Below are 24,476 nucleotides of genomic sequence, written 5' to 3' on the forward strand. Positions count from 1 at the left end.
ATCATGAAGATAAGAGAAGCGTTATTAAGTGAAGCAAATGAATTAAGTGAATTCGCACTACATTCAAAAGCAACGTGGAATTATAGTGAAGAATTCATATTTGCCTGTAAGGAAGATTTAACAATTACGGAAGAGTACATAAAAAATAATTTTGTATATGTTTTAGAAAACGATAATGCGAAGATTGGTTTTTTCTCATTTTTACATAACGATAAAGCTCTCGATTTCTTGTACATTCATCCTCATTACAAAGGAAAAGGTTACGGGAAAATACTTTGGGAGTATGTAATAGAAAAAGCCAATGAACTTGGATTAAAAAGTTTTACAATTGATAGTGATCCGAATGCAAAAGGATATTACTTAAAAATGGGAGCACAGTTAATAGGAGAGACACCATCAACTGTCTTTAAGGGTCGTTTACTGCCTCTTTTGAAATATGATGTGTAAAACTATTAATAGTAGGGGAAGATTAGAATGGATGATGTAAAGGAAAAAAGAATATATGAAGCACTAATAAAATCGTGGTCGATTGAAACAAGTTCAAAGTGGACAATTGAAAATCCAGCAAAGGGACAATGTGGTGTTACAGCTCTTGTCGTTCAAGACATATACGGAGGAGAAATTAAAAAGACAAAAGTAAGAGAGGTATGGCACTTTTATAACTTTATAGATGGGCAGAGATTTGATTTTACAGAGACTCAATTCAATGGGAAATTGAATTATATGGATGAAAAGTCAAATCGGGAAGAAGCATTTGCAGATACAAATGAAAAGCAATATAGCATTTTGAAGGAAAAAATAACAAAAGAATTAAAATTATCTTTTGACTCTTAATCTTTAATAAGTTACTATAATGGTGGTAACTTATTAAAGGGAACTTCATAGAGTTGAAAGGGGAAATACTTTTGAAAACAACTTATGTAAACGCTACAATAGTAACGATGAATGAACAAAATGAAGTGATAGAAAATGGATATATCATTGTAGAAAATGATCAAATTATAGATGTGAAGAGCGGAGAATTCGCTAATGATTTTGAAGTAGATGAAGTAATTGACATGAAAGGAAAGTGGGTTTTACCAGGGCTTGTAAATACACATACACACGTTGTAATGAGTCTCTTAAGAGGTATTGGAGATGATATGTTATTACAACCATGGCTTGAGACGAGAATTTGGCCACTTGAAAGTCAGTTTACTCCAGAGCTTGCGGTCGCTAGTACGGAATTAGGATTACTTGAAATGGTAAAAAGTGGTACAACATCATTCTCTGACATGTTTAATCCAATTGGAGTAGATCAAGATGCAATTATGGAAACGGTATCAAGAAGTGGGATGCGAGCTGCTGTTTCAAGAACTTTATTTAGCTTCGGAACGAAAGATGATGAAAAGAAAGCCATTGAAGAAGCTGAAAAATATGTAAAGCGTTACTATAACGAAAGTGGCATGTTAACTACGATGGTTGCACCGCATAGTCCATATACATGTTCCACAGAATTATTAGAAGAATGCGCACGTATTGCAGTAGAAAATCAAACGATGGTTCATATTCATCTTTCGGAAACAGAGCGTGAAGTACGTGATATTGAAGCACAGTACGGAAAACGTCCAGTAGAATATGCAGCAAGTTGCGGGTTGTTTAAACGCCCAACAGTTATTGCACACGGTGTAGTATTAAATGAAAATGAACGTGCATTTTTAGCAGAACATGATGTTCGAGTAGCACATAATCCGAATAGTAATTTAAAACTAGGATCTGGTATAGCGAATGTAAAAGCGATGCTAGAAGCAGGAATGAAAGTAGGAATTGCAACAGATAGTGTGGCATCAAACAACAATTTAGATATGTTTGAAGAAATGCGTATAGCGACTTTACTACAAAAAGGTATTCACCAAGATGCAACAGCTTTACCGGTTGAAACTGCTCTTACACTTGCGACTAAAGGAGCTGCTGAAGTAATCGGGATGAAACAAACAGGGTCACTTGAGGTTGGGAAGTGTGCCGATTTTATCACAATTGATCCATCTAATAAGCCGCATTTACAACCAGCAGATGAAGTGTTATCGCACCTTGTATATGCTGCTAGTGGAAAAGATATAAGCGATGTAATCATTAACGGAAAACGTGTCGTTTGGAATGGAGAATGTAAAACGTTAGATGAAGAGCGTATTATATTTGAAGCGAGTCGTTATAAACGAGGTTTGCAAAGATAGATAATTATGTGGCAGTTGAAAAAGCTATCCTTTTAAAAGGATAGCTTTTTTCTTGAACGAATAAATATTCAAAAGAATGTCGCATCTTTCTGTTAGTATTTCTGCTATAATATATTACGCTTTATAATATTTTATATTTAAGGAGAACAACTCATGAAGCGAAAAAAGAGCCATTTAATGGTAATGGCACTTGTTACATCTTTATTTTTAGCAGCTTGTAATAATAAAACGAATAAAAGTGACACAGAGGCTAAAAAACAAGTGTTAAATGTAACAGTATCAGAAGAAATTCCTTCTCTGGACACTGCGAAAACGATGGATGGTACATCAGCGCACGTTATGCAGAATATATTTGAGGGGTTATATGTATTAAATGATCAAGATCAGTCTACTCCAGCCATAGCAAAATCGTTTGAAAGAAGTGAAGATGGTAAGAAATATACATTTGACTTGCGTAAAGATGCAAAATGGTCAAATGGGGATAATGTAACAGCAAATGATTTTATATTTGCGTGGAAACGTGCAATTAACCCTGAAACAGCATCTCAATATGCGTCCATGCTCTTTTATGTGAAAAATGCGAAAGAGATCAATAAGGGAACAATGCCTCTTGATGCACTTGGGGTTAAAGCAATAAATAATTATACGTTAGAAGTTGAACTCGAACAGCCGGTTCCGTATTTTTTACAGTTGTTAGCACTACCTATATACTTACCACAGCATGAAGCATTTTTGAAAGAACAAGGAAACAATTATGCATTGGAACCTAGTAATCTCATATATAACGGTCCATTTGTATTAGAAAAATGGAAGCATGAACAAGAGTTTCAATTAAAGAAAAATGCTACATATTGGGATCAAAAGAAAGTGAAATTAGACGAAATAAACTTTCATATCGTAAAGGATACAATGACAGCTGTAAATTTATATGAAGCCGGAGATTTGGATCGAGTACCTATTAATTCGCAAGTTGTAGATAAGTATAAAGGGAATAAGGAATTACATATGTCGAGTGATCCTGGAATTGCTATGCTTCGTTTTAATGAAAAAAATACCGCGTTAGCAAATAAAAAGGTGCGTCAATCTATTTCATTAGCGTTAAATAAAGATGATTTCGTTGCTCACTTTATTAATAACGGAGCAAAACCTGTAAGCGGGCTTGTACCAGTTGGTCATGTAAATGAAGTGACCGGTAAAGATTTTAGAAAAGAAAACGGAGATCTTTCTTCATATGATTTGCAAAATGCGCAAAAAATTTGGGAAGAAGCGAAAAAAGAGCTTGAAGTAGAGCAAGTAAACCTCGAGTTTTTAACGTTTGAACAAGATAATGCAAAACGTATGGCAGAATATATAAAAGGTGATTTAGAAAAGAATTTGCATGGATTAACGATACAAATTAAACAACAGCCATTTAAGCAAAAATTACAGTTAGAACAAACAGGTGATTACGATATAACTATGGCAAATTGGGGACCTGACTATAAAGACCCAATTAGTTATTTAGAGTTATTTACGACAGGGAATCCGAATAATAAAATGAATTATTCTAATGTTCGTTACGATGAATTAATAAAGAAAGCGAAAACGGATTTTGTACTAGATACGGAAAACCGATGGGAAGCGTTGCGAGAAGCCGAGCAGGTATTATTAGAAGATGCTGCGGTGGCGCCGCTTTATCATATTGGCTCAGCGTATGTACAAAAGGATTATGTAAAAGGGATTGAAAAACATCAATTTGGTGGTGTTTATACTTATAAGAATGCTTATATTGCTAATGAGTAAATACAAAAAACCTTACTTTTTAAAAGTAAGGTTTTTTACAAATGAATTCTATTAAACCGATTTTAATAAAGCGTAAAAATTCGTATCATATGGGATATCATCTTGATACATATAATTTTTTAGAACGCCTTCTTTTTCAAAGCCTAATTTTAATAGTACTTTATTGGAAGCTTCATTTTCAAGAAATACAATTGCCCCGATCCGCTTTAAATGAATCGTATGGAAACCGTATGATATAACCTCAGAAACAGCTTCAGTCGCATATCCTTTTCCCCAGTGTTCAGGTAAAAAGGCATAACTTATATTGGCTCGTTTATGCTCAGAAGACCAATCGTGAAAACCAATGGTACCGATGAGTTCTTTCTTGTCTTTTAATTCGATTCCCCATTTTATACCGTTTCTTGCATTGTAACTGAGCTTAAAGTTATGAATGATTTGTTTCACTTGATCAACATCTTGTAACGGTTTTTGGCCATAATAGCGCAGTACATTAGTATTAGAAAAGCATTGTAGTATACGCGGTGCATCTTCTTCGGTAAGTTCTCTTAAAATGAGTCGGTCTGTTTTCAATATAGGAAACATGCTTTCACTCCATTTCTTTTGAAACTAGAATGTGTTGTTATTATATAATCTAGTCTGAAAATAAAGATTATTCAAGAGGGGAGTATGGTTTTAATTTATGATAAAATTGATTGTGGAATATATTTCAAAAAGAGGTTTGTATATGGAGAAAAATTCAATTTTAATTGTAGATGATGATCAAGATATTGTTCAATTTATAAAAGTGAATCTAATGCAAGAAGGTTTTAAAGTTTTTAGTGCTCATAACGGAGAAGAGGCTTTAGAAATAATAAATAATAACAGTATTCAACTTGCTATTTTGGATATTATGATGCCTCAAATGGATGGTATAGAACTTTGTAGAAGGGTTAGAGAGAAACATAGTTTACCAATTATGTTTTTAAGCGCGAAATCATCGGATGTAGATAAGGTAATTGGATTTAGTACTGGGGCAGATGATTATATTGTGAAGCCGTTCAGTACAATTGAATTTATCGCAAGAGTGAAAGCTCAATTAAGAAGGTATACATATTTCAACCAAAATGCTGTTCAAGTAATGGAAAAGAAAATAAATATTAGAGGTTTAGAAATAGATGAAGTGTCGAGAACAGTAATGTTATATGGAGAAACAATGAATCTTACGAAAACTGAATATGATATTTTGTACTTAATGGCCGCTGCAAAGAATCGTGTGTTCACTATTGAAGAAATATATGAGAGCGTTTGGAAAGAAAGAGCCTATGAAAGTAATAATACAGTAATGGTTCATATTGCAAGATTAAGAAATAAAATTGAAGAGAATCCAAAAGAGCCGAAGTTTATTCAAAATGTTTGGGGAGTCGGATATAAAATTGAAGATTAAATCATTACAAGGCATTAGAGCTAAGTTTTTTATTGCATTCATATGTAGCATTTTGTTAGCAACTGTAAGTATAATAGCGTTTCAAATTGTAATTGGAAATATATATAGTCATGTTACTGCGTTAGAGGAAAAATATTCATTTTTATATTTTATAGTTTTTTTGATTTTTACTACAACATACTTTGCATTCATGACAAAAACGATGATGAAAAGATTATCTCAAATTAATAAGAACGTGAAGAAAATAAGTGATGGTAATTTTGAAATACATATACCTATTTCGAAAAGCGATGAGATTGGTGAACTAGCGGCAAATGTTAATAGAATGGCGAAAAGTTTAAAAGAGTCTATTGAGAATGAAAAAAAATCACAGGAAATGAAAAATGAAATGATTAGTAATATTTCTCATGACTTACGAACGCCAGTAACATCTTTAATAGGTTATGCGGACCTGTTAGGAAATAAACTTCATTCAAATGGAGAAGAATGTGAAGAGTATGTAAGTATATTAAAGCGAAAAAGTTATGAATTAAAAAATCAAGTAGATGATTTATTAGAATACTGTCAAATAAATTATAGAGAAATCGAATTACATAAAAGTGTAGTAAATATGAAAGCGTTCATTGAACAAATCATGATTGATTTTGTACCACTACTAGATGATGCCGATATGAGCTTTTGTATTAACGGTGATAAGGAGTTACATGTGGAAATGGATGTAGCGCTTATGGTGAGGCTATTCGAAAATGTAATTAGTAATAGTATTATGTACGGGAAAGACGGAAAACAGATTTTGATTCAAGTTTCTAAAAGAGACATGAATGTTGAAATAGAAATTAAAAATTTTGGACAATGCATTCCGAATGAGGACCTTCCTTACGTTTTTGAAAAGTTTTATCGTGGTGAAAAATCACGTAGCTCTCATACGGGTGGGAAAGGAATAGGACTTGCAATTTCGAAAAGTATAGCACAGCTCCATCAAGGGGATATAACTGTACGTAGTAACGATAAAGAAACAGTTTTTACTGTAAAATTACCGCAGTATAAAAAAGTAAGAAAGTCGTAAGTATTTCTTTCATATGTCGTAATTTTTACTTTGTATCATTGAGAAAAAGGATATGAGAGTAGGGATACGACATGTGGAAGAAATTTTTATTAGTAATTATAGTTCCTTTTTTAATTATAAGTTGGAGTTTAATTTATGTAGCTAATGGTGTTACATCAGTCTTTGTTTGGTGGTGTATACAGGCTTTTAGTGTAATTTCAGTTTTTCTCTTAATAGGATCAGTAATAATGTTTTTTTTGAACGGCATTTTTAGAAAGCGGATAGATAGAACGCTACTTTTAATTATTCTGTTTTCTATCATTGGAGCTTGGCCTGTCGGTTGGTTTGCTAATATAGGTAGAATTGCTTATCCAGCAGATATACAATCGATGAGTCCTAAAGCAGTAGTTCGTGTTCCTTTGAATGAACGAGCATTGATAGGTTGGGGCGGTGATCGGTTAGAAACGAACTATCACGTTATAAAACCGAATGAAAGGTGGGCATATGATATTCTTATTCCGCCTGCTGAAGCGAAAAGTAGTAATTTAGGGGATTATGGAATATATGGAGCGAAAGTAATGGCACCAGCTTCTGGAACAGTTGTATCTATCAATAATGATGAAAAAGATGTAGTTCCAGGAGAGGATGATTTTCAGTCAATGGCGGGGAATCATATTTATTTACGACTAGATGAATCAGGGACATTTATGGTTCTGGCCCATTTAAAGAAAGGATCAATTAAAGTGAGGGAAGGCCAACATGTAAATGAAGGAGAGGTTCTAGCCCAAGTCGGTAACTCCGGAAGTTCAAGTGAGCCGCATTTACATATTCATCATCAAAGGCAGGATCCATCAAATGTGAGCATATTTCTTGCGGAAGGATTACCACTTTACTTTCGAACTGAGAAAGGTGTGATAATGCCAGAAAGAGGTACATACATAAGTGGTAATGAAAAAAGGTATTCCAGTTTTATTGGAATACCTTTTTCTATTACCCTACAAACGTTTGATACAGTAAGAAAATATTTAAAATGATAACAAGTGCAGCAATGATCCAAGCGATAAAGGTTGTTATGCGGTGATTAACGAGCGCACCCATAATTTTTTTATTGCTTGTAAACATAATAAGTGGCACTAATGCAAAAGCAATACCAAATGATAAGACGACTTGGCTCATGACTAGAGCGTAAGTTGGATTTACACCTAAAGCGATAATAACTAATGGTGGAATCATTGTAATAAAGCGGCGTAAGTATAACGGAATATGCATTCGAATGAAACCTTGCATAATAATGTCACCTGACATTGTACCGACAGAAGAGCTAGATAGTCCTGCTGATAAGAGCCCAATTCCAAATAAAGCAGCTGATACAGGACCGACTAAAGTACTGAACTGGTTAAAAGCAACATCAAGGTCTTCAACATGTAAGCCATTTTTAAAGAATAGTGCAGCTGCTACAATTAACATACTTGCATTAATTGCTCCAGCGATAACCATTGCAATAATAATATCGATAAATTCGAAACGAAAAATCTTTTTCTTTTGTTCGTCAGTTGTTCCAACCACGCGGCGTTGTGTTAATGCAGAATGCAAGTATATTGCATGCGGCATTACTGTCGCACCTAATATCCCTGCTGCAAGTAATATACTGTCTACACCTTGGAATTTCGGAATAAATAGTCCTGAAAGAAGGGGACTTAATTCTGGTTTTGCATAAAAAACTTGGATTCCAAATGCTATTACTACAATAAAAATCATCCCTGTAATAATAGCTTCTAGTGGGCGAAATCCTCTACGTTGAAATTCAAGGATAATAAATGATCCGGCTGCTGTAATTAAAGCGGCAGGTAGCATCGGGATTCCAAATAGTAAGTAAAGCCCCAATGCAGCTCCAATAAATTCCGCTAAATCTGTAGCCATAATAACTAATTCACCTTGTATCCATAAGCCGATAGACACAGGCTTTGGAAAGTTTTCACGAGCTATTTCGGGTAAATTGTTTCCTGTAGCAATTCCTAATTTAGCCGATAAAGTTTGGATTAATACAGCCATTAAGTTAGAAGCGAATATAACCCATAATAGTAAATATCCATATTGTGAACCAGCTGCGATATTTGTAGCAAAGTTGCCAGGATCAATATAAGCAACGGACGCGATAAAAGCGGGCCCTAAAAATGGTAACAGTCTTTTCCAGCCTTTTGTTTCTCCACTTAAAGCTAAGTGAGCTGATTGTACAGTTGTACTTTCAGAAGGGAGATGTTCATCTTTTGTTATATCTTTATTCATAGTAGTTTTCCCCTTTAAAATGTTAACTTGATGAAATTATTGTATTTATTCTTACTCATTATTTCAATACATTTAAATATGTTATGTGATAATTTTATTTGAACACGAAAGTTTCCTTAACGCAAATTATATGCCTTTATGCAATGGATGGTGTAATAACGTAAAAAAAATTGGGAGTTTATGGTGTGATGACGTGGGGAAACATAATGAATTAAAGGGCTGTTTTTGAAATTTATGTGAACATAAAGCCGATAATACAGCATATTAATTGATGGAATTGCATTTGTATGATATATAATATATTGGGATTACAACATAACCATAGTGTTTTGGTGTGTGTAATCTTGTTTTTTATTTTGTTAACTGATAGAAAATAGTATAAAGAAAAGAAAATGGGATTCATTTTCTTATTATATATGTTTTGATATGAACGTTAACTTATACATGATTTTAAAAATTAGATAGGTGGTAGAAATACATTGGCAACTACAAAACCATACAGAGTATTACTATATTACATGTACACAACAATTGAAAATCCAGAAGAATTTGCTGCAGAGCATTTAGAATTTTGTAATTCACTTGAATTAAAAGGAAGAATTCTTGTAGCAAAAGAAGGTATTAACGGAACTTGTTCTGGAACTGTAGAGCAAACAGAGAAATACATGGAAGCAATGAACAATGATCCACGTTTTGATGGTATCGTATTTAAAATAGATGAAGAAGAAGGCCATGCATTCAAGAAAATGCACGTACGTCCTCGTCCAGAATTAGTTACACTTCGTCTAGAAGATGACATTAACCCACACGAAATAACTGGCAAGTATTTAGAGCCAAAAGATTTTTATGAAGCAATGAAACAAGAAGATACAGTTATCATTGATGCACGAAATGATTATGAATTTGATTTAGGACACTTCAAAGGTGCGATTAAACCTGATATTGAATCATTTCGTGAATTACCAGATTGGATTAGAGAAAACAAAGAAACCCTTGAAGGTAAAAAGATTTTAACTTACTGTACAGGTGGAATTCGTTGTGAGAAATTCTCAGGTTGGTTAGTTCGTGAAGGTTATGAGGATGTAAGTCAGCTTCACGGCGGAATTGTAACGTACGGAAAAGATCCAGAAGTACAAGGTGAGCTTTGGGATGGACAATGTTACGTGTTTGATGAGCGTATCGCTGTTCCAGTAAACCAAAAAGAACATGTTATCGTTGGTAAAGACCACTTTACAGGTGAACCATGTGAGCGCTATGTAAACTGTTCAAATCCAGAATGTAATAAGAAAATTTTATGTTCTGAAGAAAACGAAGCGAAATATTTACGTGCATGTTCTCATGAATGTCGTGTAAGTCCACGTAACCGCTACGTAATACAACATGAATTAACGGAAGAGCAAGTAGCTGCTGCATTAGAGAAAATCGAAGCAGGGAAGTAAGCTGAATTCGTATAATAAAAAAGGGTACTCCAAGCTTTATTTTGGAGTACCTTTTTTGTTATACGGTTCTGTCATTTGTCGGTAAGTCGATATATTTGAAAAATCGCTGATAAAAATTTCATTTACTGCAGCATACCACATATTTGGAAATAACCTTCTTTAATTTTTATCCTCTTTTTCTTTTACAGCAGACAGTACAGTTTGTTTTACCCATGCTTTTCTTCTTTTGTGCTGCACAGCCCATTGGAATAACCCTTGAGCCCCTAAAATAAGTGAAATGACAATGCCGCTAATCGCAATTAATAGAGCGAAAAATTCAAGAGGTGACGATATTTTGTTTGAATCGGTGTTTCTTAGAAGATCGATCATAGTAAACCCTAACATTTGGCCTACTACAGAGTAGAGCGTTAAAATTAATAATAAGAGACTATCTTTTTTTGAGGCGACATTTTCTTGATATTTAAACAAACTATCAAGATTTTGTTTCGCGTTCGAGTATAAAACCTCAATATTAAAAAGTTTTCTTAAGCGGAAGAAAATATCTTCACTTTGTGATTGAGATACTAATTCTAAAGAAAAATAATTAGCAGTGAACGAATTAATCGAATAAATTAATTTCTCTATTTCATTAGTATCTTGTTCAATATTTAGCTCAGCATAGGCGTTTGCCATTTTTAATAAAACAATTTTATGGAATAGGTTTAATAATAAAGCGTAATAAAATTCTCCGTACATTTGACTAGCAAGTTTATCGATTTCGCGTTCTCCTTCATTTGTTACACATGTAAAAATATGTTCTTCCATAATAAAATAACGATTTGGAGCCCATCTCTGGTAAGCGTGTTTTTTTAAATAGTTATGAATGTAAGGAAGGTTACTTGCACTCACATATGGCTTACCATCACTTGTTAATCCGGAAAGACTGGAAGTACGATAAACATCCACTTCATTAAGTTCCATACCTTCTTTTAGTGACAATAAAGTTTGGACGTACATTCTCTGGTCTTCAAAGAAAGGGAAGGTTTGAAAGTATGAACTTCTTAATCTCTTCTTTTCAAAGAAATCAGTTACGCCATGAAATAAATAACCAAAAATGAATTTTTCAACTTGGGAATACTTTTTTCCGTTACATTCAATACAAATAGACTCATTTGTATCAGTTTTAGTTTCAAGTACACGGAAGCGAGCAGCGAATTCGATTGCTTCAGATAAAGTCATGTTTGGAGCAGTGTTTACTTCTGTTCGAATTGTTAAGAAGCCAAGTTCATAAGGACAAAGTGTTACATCAATAGAGTGTATCTTGAATGGAATTGAAATAAGGTTTGTTGTTAAATGTCCAGTTAAGTTAAGGTCCTTTGAATAACGTTGCAAGCCCTTTTGATGCTCTGAGTGAGGAAAGAGAATTTTATTTGTAAATGAAAGATAGTATGCTTCCATATTTTGATGTGAAACTTTAAACTCCCCATAATATGTATTTTCATCATCGAGATGATCGAGCCGAAAAGGACGAAAATCGTTTTTTTGTAAGAAAGGGAACATATTTTGTTCATATCCAGTTTTAAATGAAAACGGGAATATAAATTGGAATATAGTTGTTGCTACACCTTTTTCCTCAATTGTTTGTATTGCCTCCATCTACATTGTTTCCTTTCCATATATGCTATAGAAACAACATGCCCAAATTTATTTGAAAATAACCACTGTTTTATACTCAATTGAGAGTGAAAATTCAGCTTATTTAGCGGAGGACATGTATAATGTTATGTATACTAAAAGTTATAAAATTGTATTTTGAAAAGGGGGATGCTGTATGCGGATTTTAGTATTAGGCGCTGGTGGAGTCGGAGGATTTTTTGGTGGCAGATTAGTCGAAAAGGGAGAAGATGTTACGTTTCTTGTTCGTAGTAAACGGAAAAAACAATTAGAGGAAAGAGGACTTGTAATTCGAAGTGTTAACGGGGATTTTTCCTTCCAACCGAAATTAATAACGAAAGAAGATAGAACTTCTCCATTTGATGTCATTTTATTTTCAACAAAAGCGTATCACTTAAACGAGGCTATTCAAGATTTGAAGCCGTTTGTTGGCGGAAATACTGTAATCATTCCATTGTTAAATGGTATCGCTCATTTATCACTACTACAAAAAGAATTCGGCGAAGAAAAAGTAATTGGCGGTTTATGCTTTATCGAGACGACGTTAAACGATCAAGGAGAAATTGTACAAACTAGCGCTGCCAACAGGCTTGTGTTTGGAGAAATTAAGTCTCAAAATTCAGAGAGAGTAAAGCATATTTCTAAAGCATTTGCAGGTACGAAATCTAGTTTTGTTTTAAGTGAAAATATTACGCAAGATATGTGGCATAAATATTTATTTATTACTGTAATGTCAGGTGTGACAACGTTAATGCGTGCGCCAATTGGACCAATCCGTGAAAGTGAAGGCGGCCGTGATTTTATCCGTAACGTGTTTGAGGAATCTGTACAAATCATGAGAGTATTAGGAGCTCCAGTAAAGACTAATATTGCCCAGGAACACATGAAAACGATTGATAAAATTTCGTATGATATGAAGTCATCGATGCAGCGTGATATGGAAAAGGGTTCGTTTATTGAAGGGAAGCACTTGCAAGGATATTTACTGGATGTAGCAGAGCAATTTTCTATAGCGGTACCATTATTAAGCATTATATATCAAAATTTAAAGGTGTATGAAGAGATGACCTTTAACAGATCTGTAATAGAATTAGATGTATGAAAAAATAAAAAAGATAGCAATATATAAGTGTATTGCTATCTTTTTTATTTTTTTGTATGACAAATTATTTATTTCTTTTCGTTCTATCTGTCAAATTTATTTCCTGTTCACGTTTACCATATAACTGATTAATTTCATTTGCTACTGCATCTAAATATGAATCGGAAAAAATAGGCTTCTTTTCTTTAGACATATGGGTCTCCTTTGCGGATTTTTTAGTATTCATTATGTATATTTCTCAGCGGATTATGCGCAATCATTTTAATTTTTTTCTTATTAAAAATTTTTGTTTACTTTTTGAAAATAAAGGAGTATTATAATCCACAGTTTCAATTTTCTAAATCGCTGAGACCGCACGGTACGGGGGACCCGTTTTTACGGATTAGTACATAATCCGATGGGGTGAATCCTTGAAAAAGGTAGGGCTACTCATAGGCCCGAATCCGACAGCTAACCTCGTAAGCGTTATATTGAGAAGGAAGGTGGAGCTTGTGCGACAAAAAAAATAATGTCTACAAGTCTATTTCGCTATGGCTTGTAGACATTTTTTGTTTTCTGAAGAAATAGTTTACTGGCTGTAACAAGCAGAAAAGTTCGTACAAAATTATTGGAGAGTGGACAGCATTGGTTTCATCTATTAAAAGATTTTTAATTGGAAGACCGTTAAAATCAACGGAGCTTGGAGAACAAAAGCTTAATAAAACGAAAGCTTTAGCTATTTTATCTTCTGACGCATTGTCATCAGTTGCTTACGGTCCAGAGCAAATTTTAATTGCTTTAGCAGGTGTTGGAGCGATCGCCTATTGGTATTCCATTCCGATCGCTGTTGGGGTATTAGTATTATTGACAGCCCTTATTTTATCTTATCGTCAAATTATTTTTGCTTATCCGCATGGCGGGGGAGCGTATGTTGTATCAAAAGAAAATTTAGGGATGAATCCAGGCTTAATTGCTGGAGGATCTTTATTAGTTGACTATATTTTAACTGTTGCGGTAAGTGTGTCCGCGGGTACAGATGCAATTACTTCTGCGTTTCCTAGCTTACATGCACATAACGTAATTATTGCGGTTATATTTGTTATATTAATTACGATATTAAATTTAAGAGGAGTAACGGAATCAGCTTCCGTGCTAGCATATCCTGTTTATTTATTCGTTTTAGCACTATTTATATTAATTGGTGTGGGCATATATAATATTTTAACTGGCCATGTTTCACCTACTTTACATGCGCCGATTGGAACACCAGTTGCAGGAATTAGTTTATTTTTATTACTAAGAGCATTTGCATCAGGTAGTTCTGCTTTAACAGGTGTTGAAGCAATTTCAAATGCAATTCCGAACTTTAAAGATCCTGCGCCAAACAATGCTGCAAAAACATTGCTTGCAATGGGTGCATTACTTGCTGTGTTATTTTCAGGAATTGTATTTTTAGCTTATTATTACGGAGTGACTCCGAGTAAAGAAGTAACAGTTGTTTCTCAAATTGCTGAACAAACATTTGGACGTAATTTCATGTACTATTTCATACAAGGTACAACAGCTTTAATATTAATTCTCGCTGCTAATACAGGCTATTCTGCATTTCCTTTATTAGCGGTTAACCTTGCAAAAGATAAATTCATACCGAGAATGTTTACGATTAGAGGAGACCGTTTAGGTTACTCAAACGGTATTATTATACTTGGAGTTGCTTCGATTATTTTAATTGTAGCTTTCCAAGGACAAACAGAACATTTAATTCCACTATATGCGGTAGGTGTATTTATTCCATTTACACTTTCTCAAACAGGTATGGTATTGAAATGGCTTCGCGAAAAGCCTGAAGGATGGGCTTTAAGATTAACGGTCAATTTAATTGGTGCAGTTATTAGTTTTATCGTAATGAGCATGTTCTTTTTAACTAAATTTGCACAAGTTTGGTCAATCCTAATTTTCTTACCTGCTATTATCTTCTTATTTCATCGAATTAAGAAGCATTATGATGCAGTGGGTGATCAATTAAGTTTAAAAACTTGTGAACCTCTTATTCCAATTGAGGGGAATGTAATTGTCGTTCCTGTAGCAGGTATGACACATGTAGTAGAAAATTCATTGAACTATGCGAAGTCTCTTTCTGCAGATCAAGTTATCGCTGTATATGTTGCTTTTGACAGAGAAGAGGAAAAGAAATTTGAAGAGAAATGGAAGAAGTGGCAACCTGAAGTAAGGCTTGTTACATTACATTCTCATTATAGAAGTATTATTCAGCCGCTAACGAAGTTCATCGATACAGTGCAATATAAGGCAAGTGAATCGAATTACCGCGTTACGGTCGTTATACCACAGTTCATTCCGAAAAAAGGTTGGCATAACATTCTTCATAATCAATCCAGTTTACTTATACGTGCGTATTTACTTTATAAAAGAAATGTTGTTATTACGACAGTTCCATATCATTTGAAAAAATAAGAAGATTTTTAAGGATAGCTTTGTGAAAATGAAGCTATCCTTTTTGTGTATATGCTATGCATAATTGCATACGGGGTTAAAAATTATACTAATATAACTTAATTGGTTATTTGAAAGTAGTGTTTTCTGTTGTGATATGTAGATATTTCAATCGATAAAGTGAATCGGATTATATTTTGAAATAAGGACATGAAAGCTTGAAAATAAAGGGAATGAAAATACTTCTTTACGATATATAAACAGCTGTGTTTAAATGACCTTACAGTACAAAACTTATATGAAAACAAAATGAAATTTCATATTTACGTATGTTGTTTAGTTTAAAATGAATAATATTTTTATGTAATATATTCACTGTGTGAATGTGGGAATTTCGATGAAATAGAAAATTTATACAATATTATTAATACTAAACACATATGAAAAATAATAAAATGTTTTGTGATGATAAGTAAGTACTGTAGCAATACGAGAGAGGTGGTTCATACATAGATCACGTTGAGAACGTTCTCTATTTTAACCATCTCAAATTATGGGCAAGAAAATAGAATAATAAAATGCGATAGTAATAGTTGCTAATACATAGGAGGAGTTAAAGTGAAAAAGACTTTAATTACAGGGTTATTGGTTACAGCAGTATCTACGAGTTGCTTCATTCCTGTAAGCGCTTACGCTGAGGAGGGGCAAACGGAAGTGAAAACAGTATATGCGCAAAATGTAATTGCTCCAAATACATTATCCAATTCAATTAGAATGTTAGGATCACAATCACCGCTTATTCAAGCATACGGATTAATTATTTTGCAACAGCCAGACATTAAGGTAAATGCGATGAGTAGCTTAACGAATCATCAAAAGTTTGCAAAGGCGAATGTACGAGAGTGGATTGATGAATATAATCCGAAGCTAATTGACTTAAATCAAGAGATGATGAGATACAGCACTAGATTCAATAGCTATTATAGTAAGCTCTATGAACTAGCAGGAAATGTAAATGAAGATCAGCAAGCAAAAGCAGATTTTATGAGTGCATATGGAAAATTACAATTGCAAGTACAAAGCATCCAAGAGAGTATGGAGCAAGATTTATTAGAGTTAAATCGATTTAAAACAGTATTAGACAAAGATAGTAACAACTTATCAATTAAAGCCGATGAAGCAATAAAAACACTGCAAGGATCAAGTGGAGATATTGTGAAATTGAGAGAAGATATTAAAAGAATTCAAGGGGAAATTCAAGCTGAATTAACTACTATTTTGAATAGACCTCAAGAAATCATTAAAGGTTCTATTAATATCGGTAAACAAGTATTTACAATCACAAATCAAACTGCACAAACGAAAACAATCGATTTTGTTTCTATCGGTACTTTAAGTAATGAAATTGTAAATGCTGCAGATAGTCAAACGAGGGAAGCAGCTCTTCGCATTCAACAAAAACAAAAAGAGTTATTGCCACTTATTCAAAAGTTATCACAAACTGAAGCAGAGGCGACTCAAATTACATTCGTTGAAGATCAAGTAAATAGCTTTACAGAATTAATTGATCGTCAAATTACAACTTTAGAAACATTATTAACGGATTGGAAAGTTCTAAATAATAATATGATCCAAATTCAAACAAATGTTGAAGAAGGCACGTATACAGACAGTAGTTTACTTCAAAAACATTTCAATCAAATTAAAAAAGTAAGTGATGAAATGAATAAGCAAACAAATCAATTTGAAGATTACGTTACAAACGTTGAAGTACATTAAACAGAAAAATAATTAGCGATATAGGGAGAGAAGAAAAATGACAAAAAAACCTTATAAAGTAATGGCTTTATCAGCACTTATGGCAGTATTTGCAGCAGGAAATATTATGCCGGTTCATACGTATGCAGCTGAAAGTACAGTGAAACAAGCGCCAGTTCATGCGGTAGCAAAAGCTTATAATGACTATGAAGAATATTCATTAGGACCAGAAGGCCTGAAAGATGCAATGGAAAGAACAGGTTCAAATGCTTTAGTAATGGATCTGTATGCTTTAACAATTATTAAACAAGGTAATGTTAACTTTGGAAATGTATCGACTGTCGATGCAGCTTTAAAAGGAAAAGTGATTCAGCACCAAGATACAGCTAGAGGAAATGCGAAGCAATGGTTAGATGTATTAAAGCCACAGCTTATTTCAACGAATCAAAATATCATTAACTACAATACGAAATTCCAAAACTATTATGATACTTTAGTTGCTGCGGTAGATGCAAAAGATAAAGCGACTCTTACGAAAGGCTTAACTAGATTATCAAGTAGTATTAATGAAAATAAAGCACAAGTGGATCAGTTAGTAGAAGACTTGAAGAAATTCCGAAATAAAATGACGTCGGATACGCAAAACTTCAAGGGTGATGCAAATCAAATTACATCTATATTAGCTAGTCAAGATGCAGGAATTCCGCTATTACAAAATCAAATTACAACGTACAATGAGGCAATTAGTAAATATAATGCAATTATTATCGGTTCATCTGTTGCGACAGCTCTAGGGCCAATTGCAATTATTGGTGGTGCAGTAGTTATTGCTACGGGCGCAGGAACGCCGCTAGGAGTTGCATTAATTGCAGGTGGTGCAGCAGCTGTAGGTGGTGGTACAGCTGGTATCGTATTAGCGAAGAAAGAACTTGATAATGCACAAGCTGAAATCCAAAAAATAACTGGGCAAATTACAACTGCTCAATTAGAAGTAGCTGGGTTAACGAACATTAAAACACAAACTGAGTATTTAACAAATACGATTGACACTGCAATTACAGCGTTGCAAAACATTTCAAATCAATGGTACACAATGGGATCAAAATACAATTCTCTACTTCAAAATGTGGATTCAATTAGTCCAAACGACCTTGTTTTCATTAAAGAAGATTTAAATATTGCGAAAGATAGCTGGAAAAACATTAAAGACTATGCAGAAAAGATTTATGCTGAAGATATTAAAGTAGTAGATACGAAAAAAGCATAATCGAATACGAATCGTTAGAGCGTTAAGTGTTGATGAATGATTTGAAGCTCCTGTTCAGTTGTGAGCAGGAGCTTTTGATATCCTTATAAAGAGAATAGGTGAAAAATATGCAGAAAAGATTTTATAAAAAATGTCTTTTAGCGGTAATGATTGCTGGGGTGGCAACTAGTAATGCATTTCCTTTACATCCTTTTGCAGCAGAACAAAATGTAAAGGTGCTACAAGAAAATGTGAAAAACTATTCTCTTGGACCAGCTGGATTCCAAGATGTAATGGCACAAACGACATCAAGTATATTTGCAATGGATTCATATGCAAAATTAATTCAAAATCAACAAGAGACGGATTTAAGTAAAATAAGTTCGATTAACAGTGAATTTAAAGGGAATATGATTCAGCATCAAAGAGATGCAAAAATTAATGCGGCATATTGGTTAAATAATATGAAGCCTCAAATTATGAAAACGGATCAAAATATTATTAATTACAATAATACGTTTCAATCGTATTATAATGACATGTTAATAGCGATTGATCAAAAGGATAGCGGAAAATTAAAAGCTGATTTAGAAAAGTTGTATGCGGATATTGTAAAGAATCAAAATGAGGTAGATGTATTACTAGGGAATTTGAAAGCTTTTCGCGATAGAATGGCGAAAGATACAAATAGTTTCAAAGAGGATACAAATCAGTTAACAGCGATATTGGCAAGTACGAATGCTGGTATTCCAGCTCTAGAGCAACAAATAAATACATATAACGATTCGATTAAAAAGAGTAATGATATGGTCATTGCTGGTGGCGTACTTTGCGTAGCGCTAATAACATGTCTTGCTGGCGGGCCGATGATTGCGGTTGCAAAAAAAGATATCGCAAATGCAGAAAGAGAGATAGCTAATTTAAAAGATAGAATTTCAGGAGCACAAGCAGAAGTCGTAATTTTGACTGATGTAAAAAATAAAACAACAAACATGACGGAAACAATTGATGCAGCAATTACAGCACTACAAAACATATCAAATCAATGGTATACAGTAGGTGCAAAATATAATAATTTACTACAAAACGTAAAAGGAATTAGTCCGGAAGAGTTTACGTTTATAAAAGAAGATTTACATACAGCGAAAGATAGCTGGAAAGATGTAAAGGATTATACAGAAAAATTGCATGAAGGTGTGGCAAAGTAAACAGTGGGCTAGTTCTGCTGTTTATTTTTTATCCTGTTTTTTGTAAGGGTTGAACTTGCAATTATATATAAGTTTGTCATGTATTTTTATATTTTTTATAAATTCTAAAAGAACATTCCCTATTGTTGGTATGATAGACAGAAACTGTTTTTTGGAACAGGAGACAATAAATAGGGAAAATAACATTAGGATTATTAGTTATATTTCTATTTATATTTATGTATATGTCTTTAGTAGGAGATGAGAATAAGGGTTCCTTAACTCCTAATCTGATTTCAAAGGTAAAATATTTAGAAACTGATTCTGTTGCTGGAGGTACATTTAGAGATTATGGTCAAGAAGCAGAAGCAGTGTTTGAAAAACTAAGTAGTCAGAAAAATGTTGAAACAAAAAAGATTTTTTGAGGAAGAAATTTTTGAAGAATCATTATAGACTTTTATTTTATTGGTATTAACTGAAACTTATTCACTTAATTTCCTATCAGAAATTATAAAGTGAAAACAGAACATGAAATACGCAAAAAATATCACAGGGCAGATCCTCAAAATATTTCAAAATCCACCCTGTGATCATATACTCATTTACAAGTGAAAATAATTAATACCCTAAAATATCTACTTCAGCTGCTGAAGCAAATCCATTCTGTCCTTTCGTTACTTCCACTTTTACATACTTTGCAGTAACTGGGGTAAATGTTGCCGTTTTCTTATCACTATTATTTTCCCATGTTCCTGATGATATTTTGTCATACGTAATGCCATCTACACTCGTATAAATATTGTAAGTTAAAATACGGCCATTTTCTGACCAATCTTGCCTTGGAAGATATGCCAATTGTGAAATGGTACGTGTATCACCAAGTTCTATTGTCAAATTGTAAGGATATTGATTTGGTGTCCAAGTACTATGCCAAAATGTATCTGTTTTTCCATCTATCGCCTTACCAGCTGAGCCCGTTGATTCCTCACTATTTGCACTTGCCTTCATTATTTTTTTTGACAATACAGCAAGTGGTTTAACAGGTTTAGCATCCGTCGCTTCCCATATAGGTGCAATTAATGTTGGGGTGTTTAAAGCTTCTACTTTTTGTCTCGTTTCTTGTGTTGCTTTCAATCCCCATTTATCAAAGAATGGCAGTACATTTTGTTTTGCTATTTTCGATGTATTGTAAATAAATGCCTGTATTTTATCCTCGTCTGTTTTGGGAAGTTGATCTTCAGGTATCTCACGATATAATTTGTGGAGATTTGGATAAAAATCATCCCCATATGCCAAATGAAGTTGCCAAAGCATAACAAGTTTTACAAACAGGTCGTCAATATTTTTATATTCTTTATTTGTTTGTTTTAAATACGCAAAAGCTCTATTATAATCTCCCTCTGTATCTAAACGTGTTGGTATATTTGGGTATATTTTCTTGAATGCAGCTAATGAATATAGATTATTCGTTACTTCACCCATACCTCTTAAATCATTCCACGTCCATGGATATTGTTGTCGTGCATGTCCCGCTTCATGCATTTGTCCCCATCCAAACTCATTTACATTTAAAGTACTTTTGATAGCTTCACCAGCAGTCGTAAAGACGGCTCCATCCCAACTTGCATACATACCCCAACTTTGTGCGTTAGGATTTTCTACAAAGGCCCAAATACGACGAGTTGAACGATGTAAAGGATTAGGATCCGTTTCAGATAACCCTGCTAACTTGTCTTGCGCTCGAATCATATCATCATATTTATTTAATAGGGGCACAGGATCTTGATTTACAATATATTTATTGGCACTATCACGAGTTACAGTTAGTACGGCTCGTTCTGATTTCAATTGTACTGCATGTGCATTTGGAAAGTTGTTCATCATGGCAATCCAGTCTGCTTTTGTGTGTTTCCCTAATACAAAGAAAGGAATAGGACTACCGCCTTGCGTTACTTGCACCTTAACTGTTCCTGTGTTTTGAAAATTATCTAACCCTAATACGCCGCCGTTTGGTGAAGAGATAGTATTAGAGCCCGGAGAAAGATCAATTTCTTTTCCCCATTCTTTATCATATTGATGTGTCCCAATAATGGCTCTAATCTTTTGCGTTCCTGATACTGTAATTGTAACCTGTTCATTAGGTTTCACATGGATGCCTGTTGGCATATAATTTTTTTGCTCACCTCTTTTTTCTCTTTTTGCTTCATCCCAAAAACTTCCTGTACCTGGCAGGTCAAACTCTCTTTGTTCAAATTGAGTTGCAGTTTGTGCAGTTTCAGCATGTACATCTAAATTGTTTGACATAATAGGTGTAAATAACGTGGTTGCTAAAATAGCGGATGTTGCAAACACCTTTATAGTTTTTTGTAATCTACAATTTTTTCTGCTGTTCATATAGATCAGTCCTTTCGTTCAAATTCATTAATTACTTACATACGAAATAGCAGCTCTTTCATAAATGCCGAAAGTGGATTTTTTAAATTCGCACTTATTAAAAAATGTTGATGATATTTTTAGATGAGTAAAAAAAAGCATAGTAACATTTCAAGTTCTCTTCCTGATTAATTTAGAAACACATTACCTTCATTGATTTTTTAAATCACTCCTCCAAGTAAACATTTAAGATAAATGTCCTATCTTAAAGCTCCTTTCCTAATTTTGGGATTACGAATTAAGTATAATTAAAAAATAAAGTTATACAATTGAGAAAAATTAAAATGTTGAAAATTTATATTCTCGCAAAATTTTTAACATTTACTAAAAAATATTTGTTATAAAGAGGAGATTCACATACCTATCAAGCTAAACTTTTGAAATATCCCCAAAACGAAAATTCTATCTCTTCATAATTATTCATAAAAATCCGGTTCAGTTTTCCCGTTTTGTGGCAACAATTAAACTCTTAACTTGATGGGCATGTGGTGTTACCTCTAGGAGATATCTTCATCTAGATAGGATAGGATAATATAAACATGAAAAAAGATTGGTAAAGTGGAAACATGTTTGTTTATTGGCAAAATGAATAAAAAGATAGCCCTCTTGCAGATAAATGTAAGGGGGTATTTTTGAGCAGTAATTTCGTATCCATGTGTGCGTAAAAATCTTTTCGTTATCGCTCCCTTTGATAGAATCCATTTTCATATAGGTTTTTTTACCGAATTTTTTAAAAATTAAATTTTACGGCTTGATAATTCGTTTAAAATGATTTAATCTTATGTCAAATGATATATTTATCTATCAAAAATGCTTTTGTAAAGATAAAGGAGTGATTGAGAATGTTAAACGCCCCATTGATGGTAAGCCTTTAGGTGCAGCAGCATTGAAAAGATTGGGAAGAAATGAGTGAGCTTTCACAATAAAGAACTCTATAACTTTATGTAATGTTTGATACCTTCGATTAGATTTTTTGAAAAACAAACTAATATTAATTGAATCAAAGTTTAGAAAGTAAATATATGAGTAGTAGAAAAAAGCCATTAGTTGTTATCATGTCTTGATGAAAAACGTAAAAAATAGGTAAGAGAAATTCTGAGAAAGCCTGTTCAGAAAGTATGGTGTGAAAGCAGGTTAGTGAGAGGAATTCAAAACCAATTTGATAAAAGCGAGGTAAATAATATGACTTTTGAAGAAAAATTACAAGCATATGCAGAACTTACGGTGAAAATCGGTGTCAATATTCAACCAGGGCAATACTTATTAGTCAACACATCAGTAGATGCATTGGATTTCGCCCGTATAGTTGTCAAAGAGGCTTATAAGGCTGGGGCAGGGCGTGTTCATGTTAATTTTTCGGATGAAGAAATGGAACGTGCTTACTTTGATTATGCCTCAGATGAAGAATTTAATCGCTTCCCAGAGTGGATAGTCAAAATGAATGATGAGCTGATCGAACGTAAAGGAGCACTATTAATGATAGATGCTACAGATCCTGATAAATTTACAGGTATTTCATCTGAGCGTCTAGCTACCTATCAAAAGGTAGCAGGAGCTGCTCTGAGCAACAATCGCAACGCCGTAATGAAGGATTCAGTAGCTTGGTCGATGGTAGCAGTTCCTTCACCAAAGTGGGCATCGAAGGTGTTCCCGGATTTAGCAGCTGAGGATCAAGTACCAGCATTATGGGAGGCTATTTTTAAAGCTGTTCGTATTGGTGAAGGCAATGCTATTGAAAAATGGCGTGAACATGTAACAAATTTAGAATCTCGTGCGGCCCTACTGAACAATAAAAAATATATGAAACTTCACTATACAGCGCCAGGTACTGATTTAACAATTGCATTAGCAACACAGCATAAATGGATTACTGGAGGTGGTAAAACTCCTGATGATACTATCTTTATGGCTAATATGCCGACCGAAGAGGTTTATACGTTACCGATGAAACAAGGTGTAAATGGCTATGTAAGCAATACAAAACCATTAGTTTATCAAGGGAATATTATCGACGGCTTTAAACTGACATTTGAAGAAGGAAAAATTGTTAAAGCTGAAGCACAGGTAGGACATGATTTATTACAGGAGCTTATTAATGTGGATGAAGGCTCTTGCTATTTAGGTGAAGTAGCACTTGTACCACATGAATCACCAATTTCAGCATCGGGAATTTTATATTTTAATACATTGTTTGATGAAAATGCATCGAATCATTTAGCGATTGGTAAAGCTTATCCAACTTGCTTAGAGGGTGGAAGAGATTTAGAAAACGATCAGCTTGAAACGTTAGGTGCAAATATTTCAGTAACACATGAGGACTTTATGATTGGTAGCAGTGAGATGGACATCGACGGTATTCTATCAGATGGAACTGTAGAACCAATTTTCCGTAAAGGTAGCTGGGCATTTTAAGTTTTTAATTTGAAGAAAGGAGTAGAGTGGATGAAACGATTAGCATAATCGGTGCAACTATATAGGT

General features: G+C 33.8%; 20 protein-coding genes and 1 riboswitch. Of the genes, 15 read left to right on the top strand and 5 right to left on the bottom strand.

Going from position 1 to position 24,476, the window contains the following annotated elements; genetic code table 11:
- Nucleotides 1-3 precede the first annotated feature (3 nt).
- From MHI26_RS09275 to MHI26_RS09290, 4 genes are all read left to right on the top strand, one after another.
- Nucleotides 4-447 (top strand): GNAT family N-acetyltransferase, encoded by a 444-nt coding sequence (locus MHI26_RS09275; RefSeq protein WP_061666779.1) that lies wholly within the window; start codon nucleotides 4-6, stop codon nucleotides 445-447.
- A gap of 27 nt (nucleotides 448-474) precedes the next feature.
- Nucleotides 475-834 carry a YunG family protein gene (locus tag MHI26_RS09280; protein WP_000342908.1) on the top strand — a complete coding sequence of 120 codons (360 nt, stop codon included), beginning with the start codon at nucleotides 475-477 and terminating at the stop codon, nucleotides 832-834.
- Nucleotides 835-887: 53 nt separating this feature from the next.
- Nucleotides 888-2,213, top strand: a complete 1,326-nt coding sequence (locus MHI26_RS09285; RefSeq protein ID WP_113938121.1) for a bifunctional S-methyl-5'-thioadenosine deaminase/S-adenosylhomocysteine deaminase — start codon at nucleotides 888-890, stop codon at nucleotides 2,211-2,213.
- 153 nt (nucleotides 2,214-2,366) lie between these two features.
- Nucleotides 2,367-3,995, top strand: a complete 1,629-nt coding sequence (locus tag MHI26_RS09290; RefSeq protein WP_061666778.1) for a peptide ABC transporter substrate-binding protein — start codon at nucleotides 2,367-2,369, stop codon at nucleotides 3,993-3,995.
- Nucleotides 3,996-4,046: 51 nt separating this feature from the next.
- On the opposite strand, the gene MHI26_RS09295 is transcribed toward MHI26_RS09290, so the two are convergent.
- Nucleotides 4,047-4,577: a GNAT family N-acetyltransferase gene (locus MHI26_RS09295; protein WP_000483974.1), complete on the bottom strand. Its 531-nt coding sequence runs from the start codon at nucleotides 4,575-4,577 to the stop codon at nucleotides 4,047-4,049.
- A gap of 142 nt (nucleotides 4,578-4,719) precedes the next feature.
- On the opposite strand from MHI26_RS09295, the gene MHI26_RS09300 reads away from it, so the two are divergent.
- The 3 genes from MHI26_RS09300 to MHI26_RS09310 all read left to right on the top strand — a co-directional run bounded on the left by MHI26_RS09300 (nucleotide 4,720) and on the right by MHI26_RS09310 (nucleotide 7,497).
- Nucleotides 4,720-5,418: a response regulator transcription factor gene (locus tag MHI26_RS09300; protein ID WP_000414529.1), complete on the top strand. Its 699-nt coding sequence runs from the start codon at nucleotides 4,720-4,722 to the stop codon at nucleotides 5,416-5,418.
- A complete protein-coding gene (locus tag MHI26_RS09305; RefSeq protein ID WP_061666777.1) occupies nucleotides 5,408-6,484 on the top strand; it encodes a HAMP domain-containing sensor histidine kinase in 1,077 nt (358 codons plus the stop codon). Before MHI26_RS09300 ends, MHI26_RS09305 begins: the two co-directional genes overlap by 11 nt.
- Nucleotides 6,485-6,555: 71 nt before the next feature.
- Nucleotides 6,556-7,497 (top strand): M23 family metallopeptidase, encoded by a 942-nt coding sequence (locus tag MHI26_RS09310; protein WP_061666776.1) that lies wholly within the window; start codon nucleotides 6,556-6,558, stop codon nucleotides 7,495-7,497.
- Here the strand turns inward: MHI26_RS09310 and MHI26_RS09315 are convergent.
- The gene (locus MHI26_RS09315) at nucleotides 7,454-8,749 is read right to left on the bottom strand and encodes an Nramp family divalent metal transporter (protein ID WP_061666775.1); all 1,296 of its coding nucleotides are present in this window, start codon (nucleotides 8,747-8,749) and stop codon (nucleotides 7,454-7,456) included. The genes MHI26_RS09310 and MHI26_RS09315 overlap by 44 nt on opposite strands.
- Before the next feature lie 479 nt (nucleotides 8,750-9,228).
- Here MHI26_RS09315 and trhO point away from each other — a divergent pair, with 479 nt between their 5' ends.
- On the top strand, nucleotides 9,229-10,188 hold the full coding sequence (gene trhO / locus MHI26_RS09320; protein WP_061666774.1) for an oxygen-dependent tRNA uridine(34) hydroxylase TrhO: 960 nt from the start codon (nucleotides 9,229-9,231) through the stop codon (nucleotides 10,186-10,188).
- A 159-nt stretch (nucleotides 10,189-10,347) separates the two neighbouring features.
- Here the strand turns inward: trhO and MHI26_RS09325 are convergent, their stop codons facing one another.
- A complete protein-coding gene (locus MHI26_RS09325; RefSeq protein ID WP_061666773.1) occupies nucleotides 10,348-11,823 on the bottom strand; it encodes a hypothetical protein in 1,476 nt (491 codons plus the stop codon).
- A 175-nt stretch (nucleotides 11,824-11,998) separates the two neighbouring features.
- Here MHI26_RS09325 and panE point away from each other — a divergent pair, with 175 nt between their 5' ends.
- Nucleotides 11,999-12,943, top strand: coding sequence for a 2-dehydropantoate 2-reductase (panE, locus tag MHI26_RS09330; protein ID WP_001221891.1), 945 nt, complete (start codon nucleotides 11,999-12,001; stop codon nucleotides 12,941-12,943).
- A gap of 64 nt (nucleotides 12,944-13,007) precedes the next feature.
- Here panE and MHI26_RS09335 read toward each other — a convergent pair whose 3' ends face one another.
- On the bottom strand, nucleotides 13,008-13,136 hold the full coding sequence (locus MHI26_RS09335; RefSeq protein WP_000031873.1) for a hypothetical protein: 129 nt from the start codon (nucleotides 13,134-13,136) through the stop codon (nucleotides 13,008-13,010).
- A gap of 140 nt (nucleotides 13,137-13,276) precedes the next feature.
- Nucleotides 13,277-13,423, top strand: a riboswitch (cyclic di-AMP (ydaO/yuaA leader).
- Nucleotides 13,424-13,567: 144 nt separating this feature from the next.
- On the opposite strand from MHI26_RS09335, the gene MHI26_RS09340 reads away from it, so the two are divergent.
- The 5 genes from MHI26_RS09340 to MHI26_RS09360 all read left to right on the top strand — a co-directional run bounded on the left by MHI26_RS09340 (nucleotide 13,568) and on the right by MHI26_RS09360 (nucleotide 19,989).
- Nucleotides 13,568-15,394: an APC family permease gene (locus tag MHI26_RS09340; protein ID WP_000254885.1), complete on the top strand. Its 1,827-nt coding sequence runs from the start codon at nucleotides 13,568-13,570 to the stop codon at nucleotides 15,392-15,394.
- Nucleotides 15,395-15,991: 597 nt separating this feature from the next.
- Entirely contained in the window at nucleotides 15,992-17,152 is a 1,161-nt protein-coding gene (gene nheA, locus MHI26_RS09345; RefSeq protein ID WP_061666772.1) for a non-hemolytic enterotoxin NHE subunit A, read from the top strand.
- 37 nt (nucleotides 17,153-17,189) lie between these two features.
- Nucleotides 17,190-18,398: a non-hemolytic enterotoxin NHE subunit B gene (gene nheB / locus MHI26_RS09350; RefSeq protein WP_061666771.1), complete on the top strand. Its 1,209-nt coding sequence runs from the start codon at nucleotides 17,190-17,192 to the stop codon at nucleotides 18,396-18,398.
- Between the two features lie 107 nt (nucleotides 18,399-18,505).
- Nucleotides 18,506-19,585, top strand: a complete 1,080-nt coding sequence (gene nheC, locus MHI26_RS09355; RefSeq protein WP_001171984.1) for a non-hemolytic enterotoxin NHE subunit C — start codon at nucleotides 18,506-18,508, stop codon at nucleotides 19,583-19,585.
- Between the two features lie 224 nt (nucleotides 19,586-19,809).
- Nucleotides 19,810-19,989 (top strand): hypothetical protein, encoded by a 180-nt coding sequence (locus MHI26_RS09360; protein ID WP_000060532.1) that lies wholly within the window; start codon nucleotides 19,810-19,812, stop codon nucleotides 19,987-19,989.
- A gap of 193 nt (nucleotides 19,990-20,182) precedes the next feature.
- Here the strand turns inward: MHI26_RS09360 and MHI26_RS09365 are convergent, their stop codons facing one another.
- Nucleotides 20,183-21,958 (bottom strand): M60 family metallopeptidase, encoded by a 1,776-nt coding sequence (locus MHI26_RS09365; RefSeq protein WP_001088493.1) that lies wholly within the window; start codon nucleotides 21,956-21,958, stop codon nucleotides 20,183-20,185.
- Nucleotides 21,959-23,179: 1,221 nt separating this feature from the next.
- On the opposite strand from MHI26_RS09365, the gene MHI26_RS09370 reads away from it, so the two are divergent.
- Nucleotides 23,180-24,409: an aminopeptidase gene (locus tag MHI26_RS09370; RefSeq protein WP_061667511.1), complete on the top strand. Its 1,230-nt coding sequence runs from the start codon at nucleotides 23,180-23,182 to the stop codon at nucleotides 24,407-24,409.
- The last annotated feature ends 67 nt before the right edge of the window (nucleotides 24,410-24,476 follow it).

Source organism: Bacillus sp. FSL K6-1218 (assembly GCF_038006445.1).
GTDB lineage: Bacteria > Bacillota > Bacilli > Bacillales > Bacillaceae_G > Bacillus_A > Bacillus_A thuringiensis_S.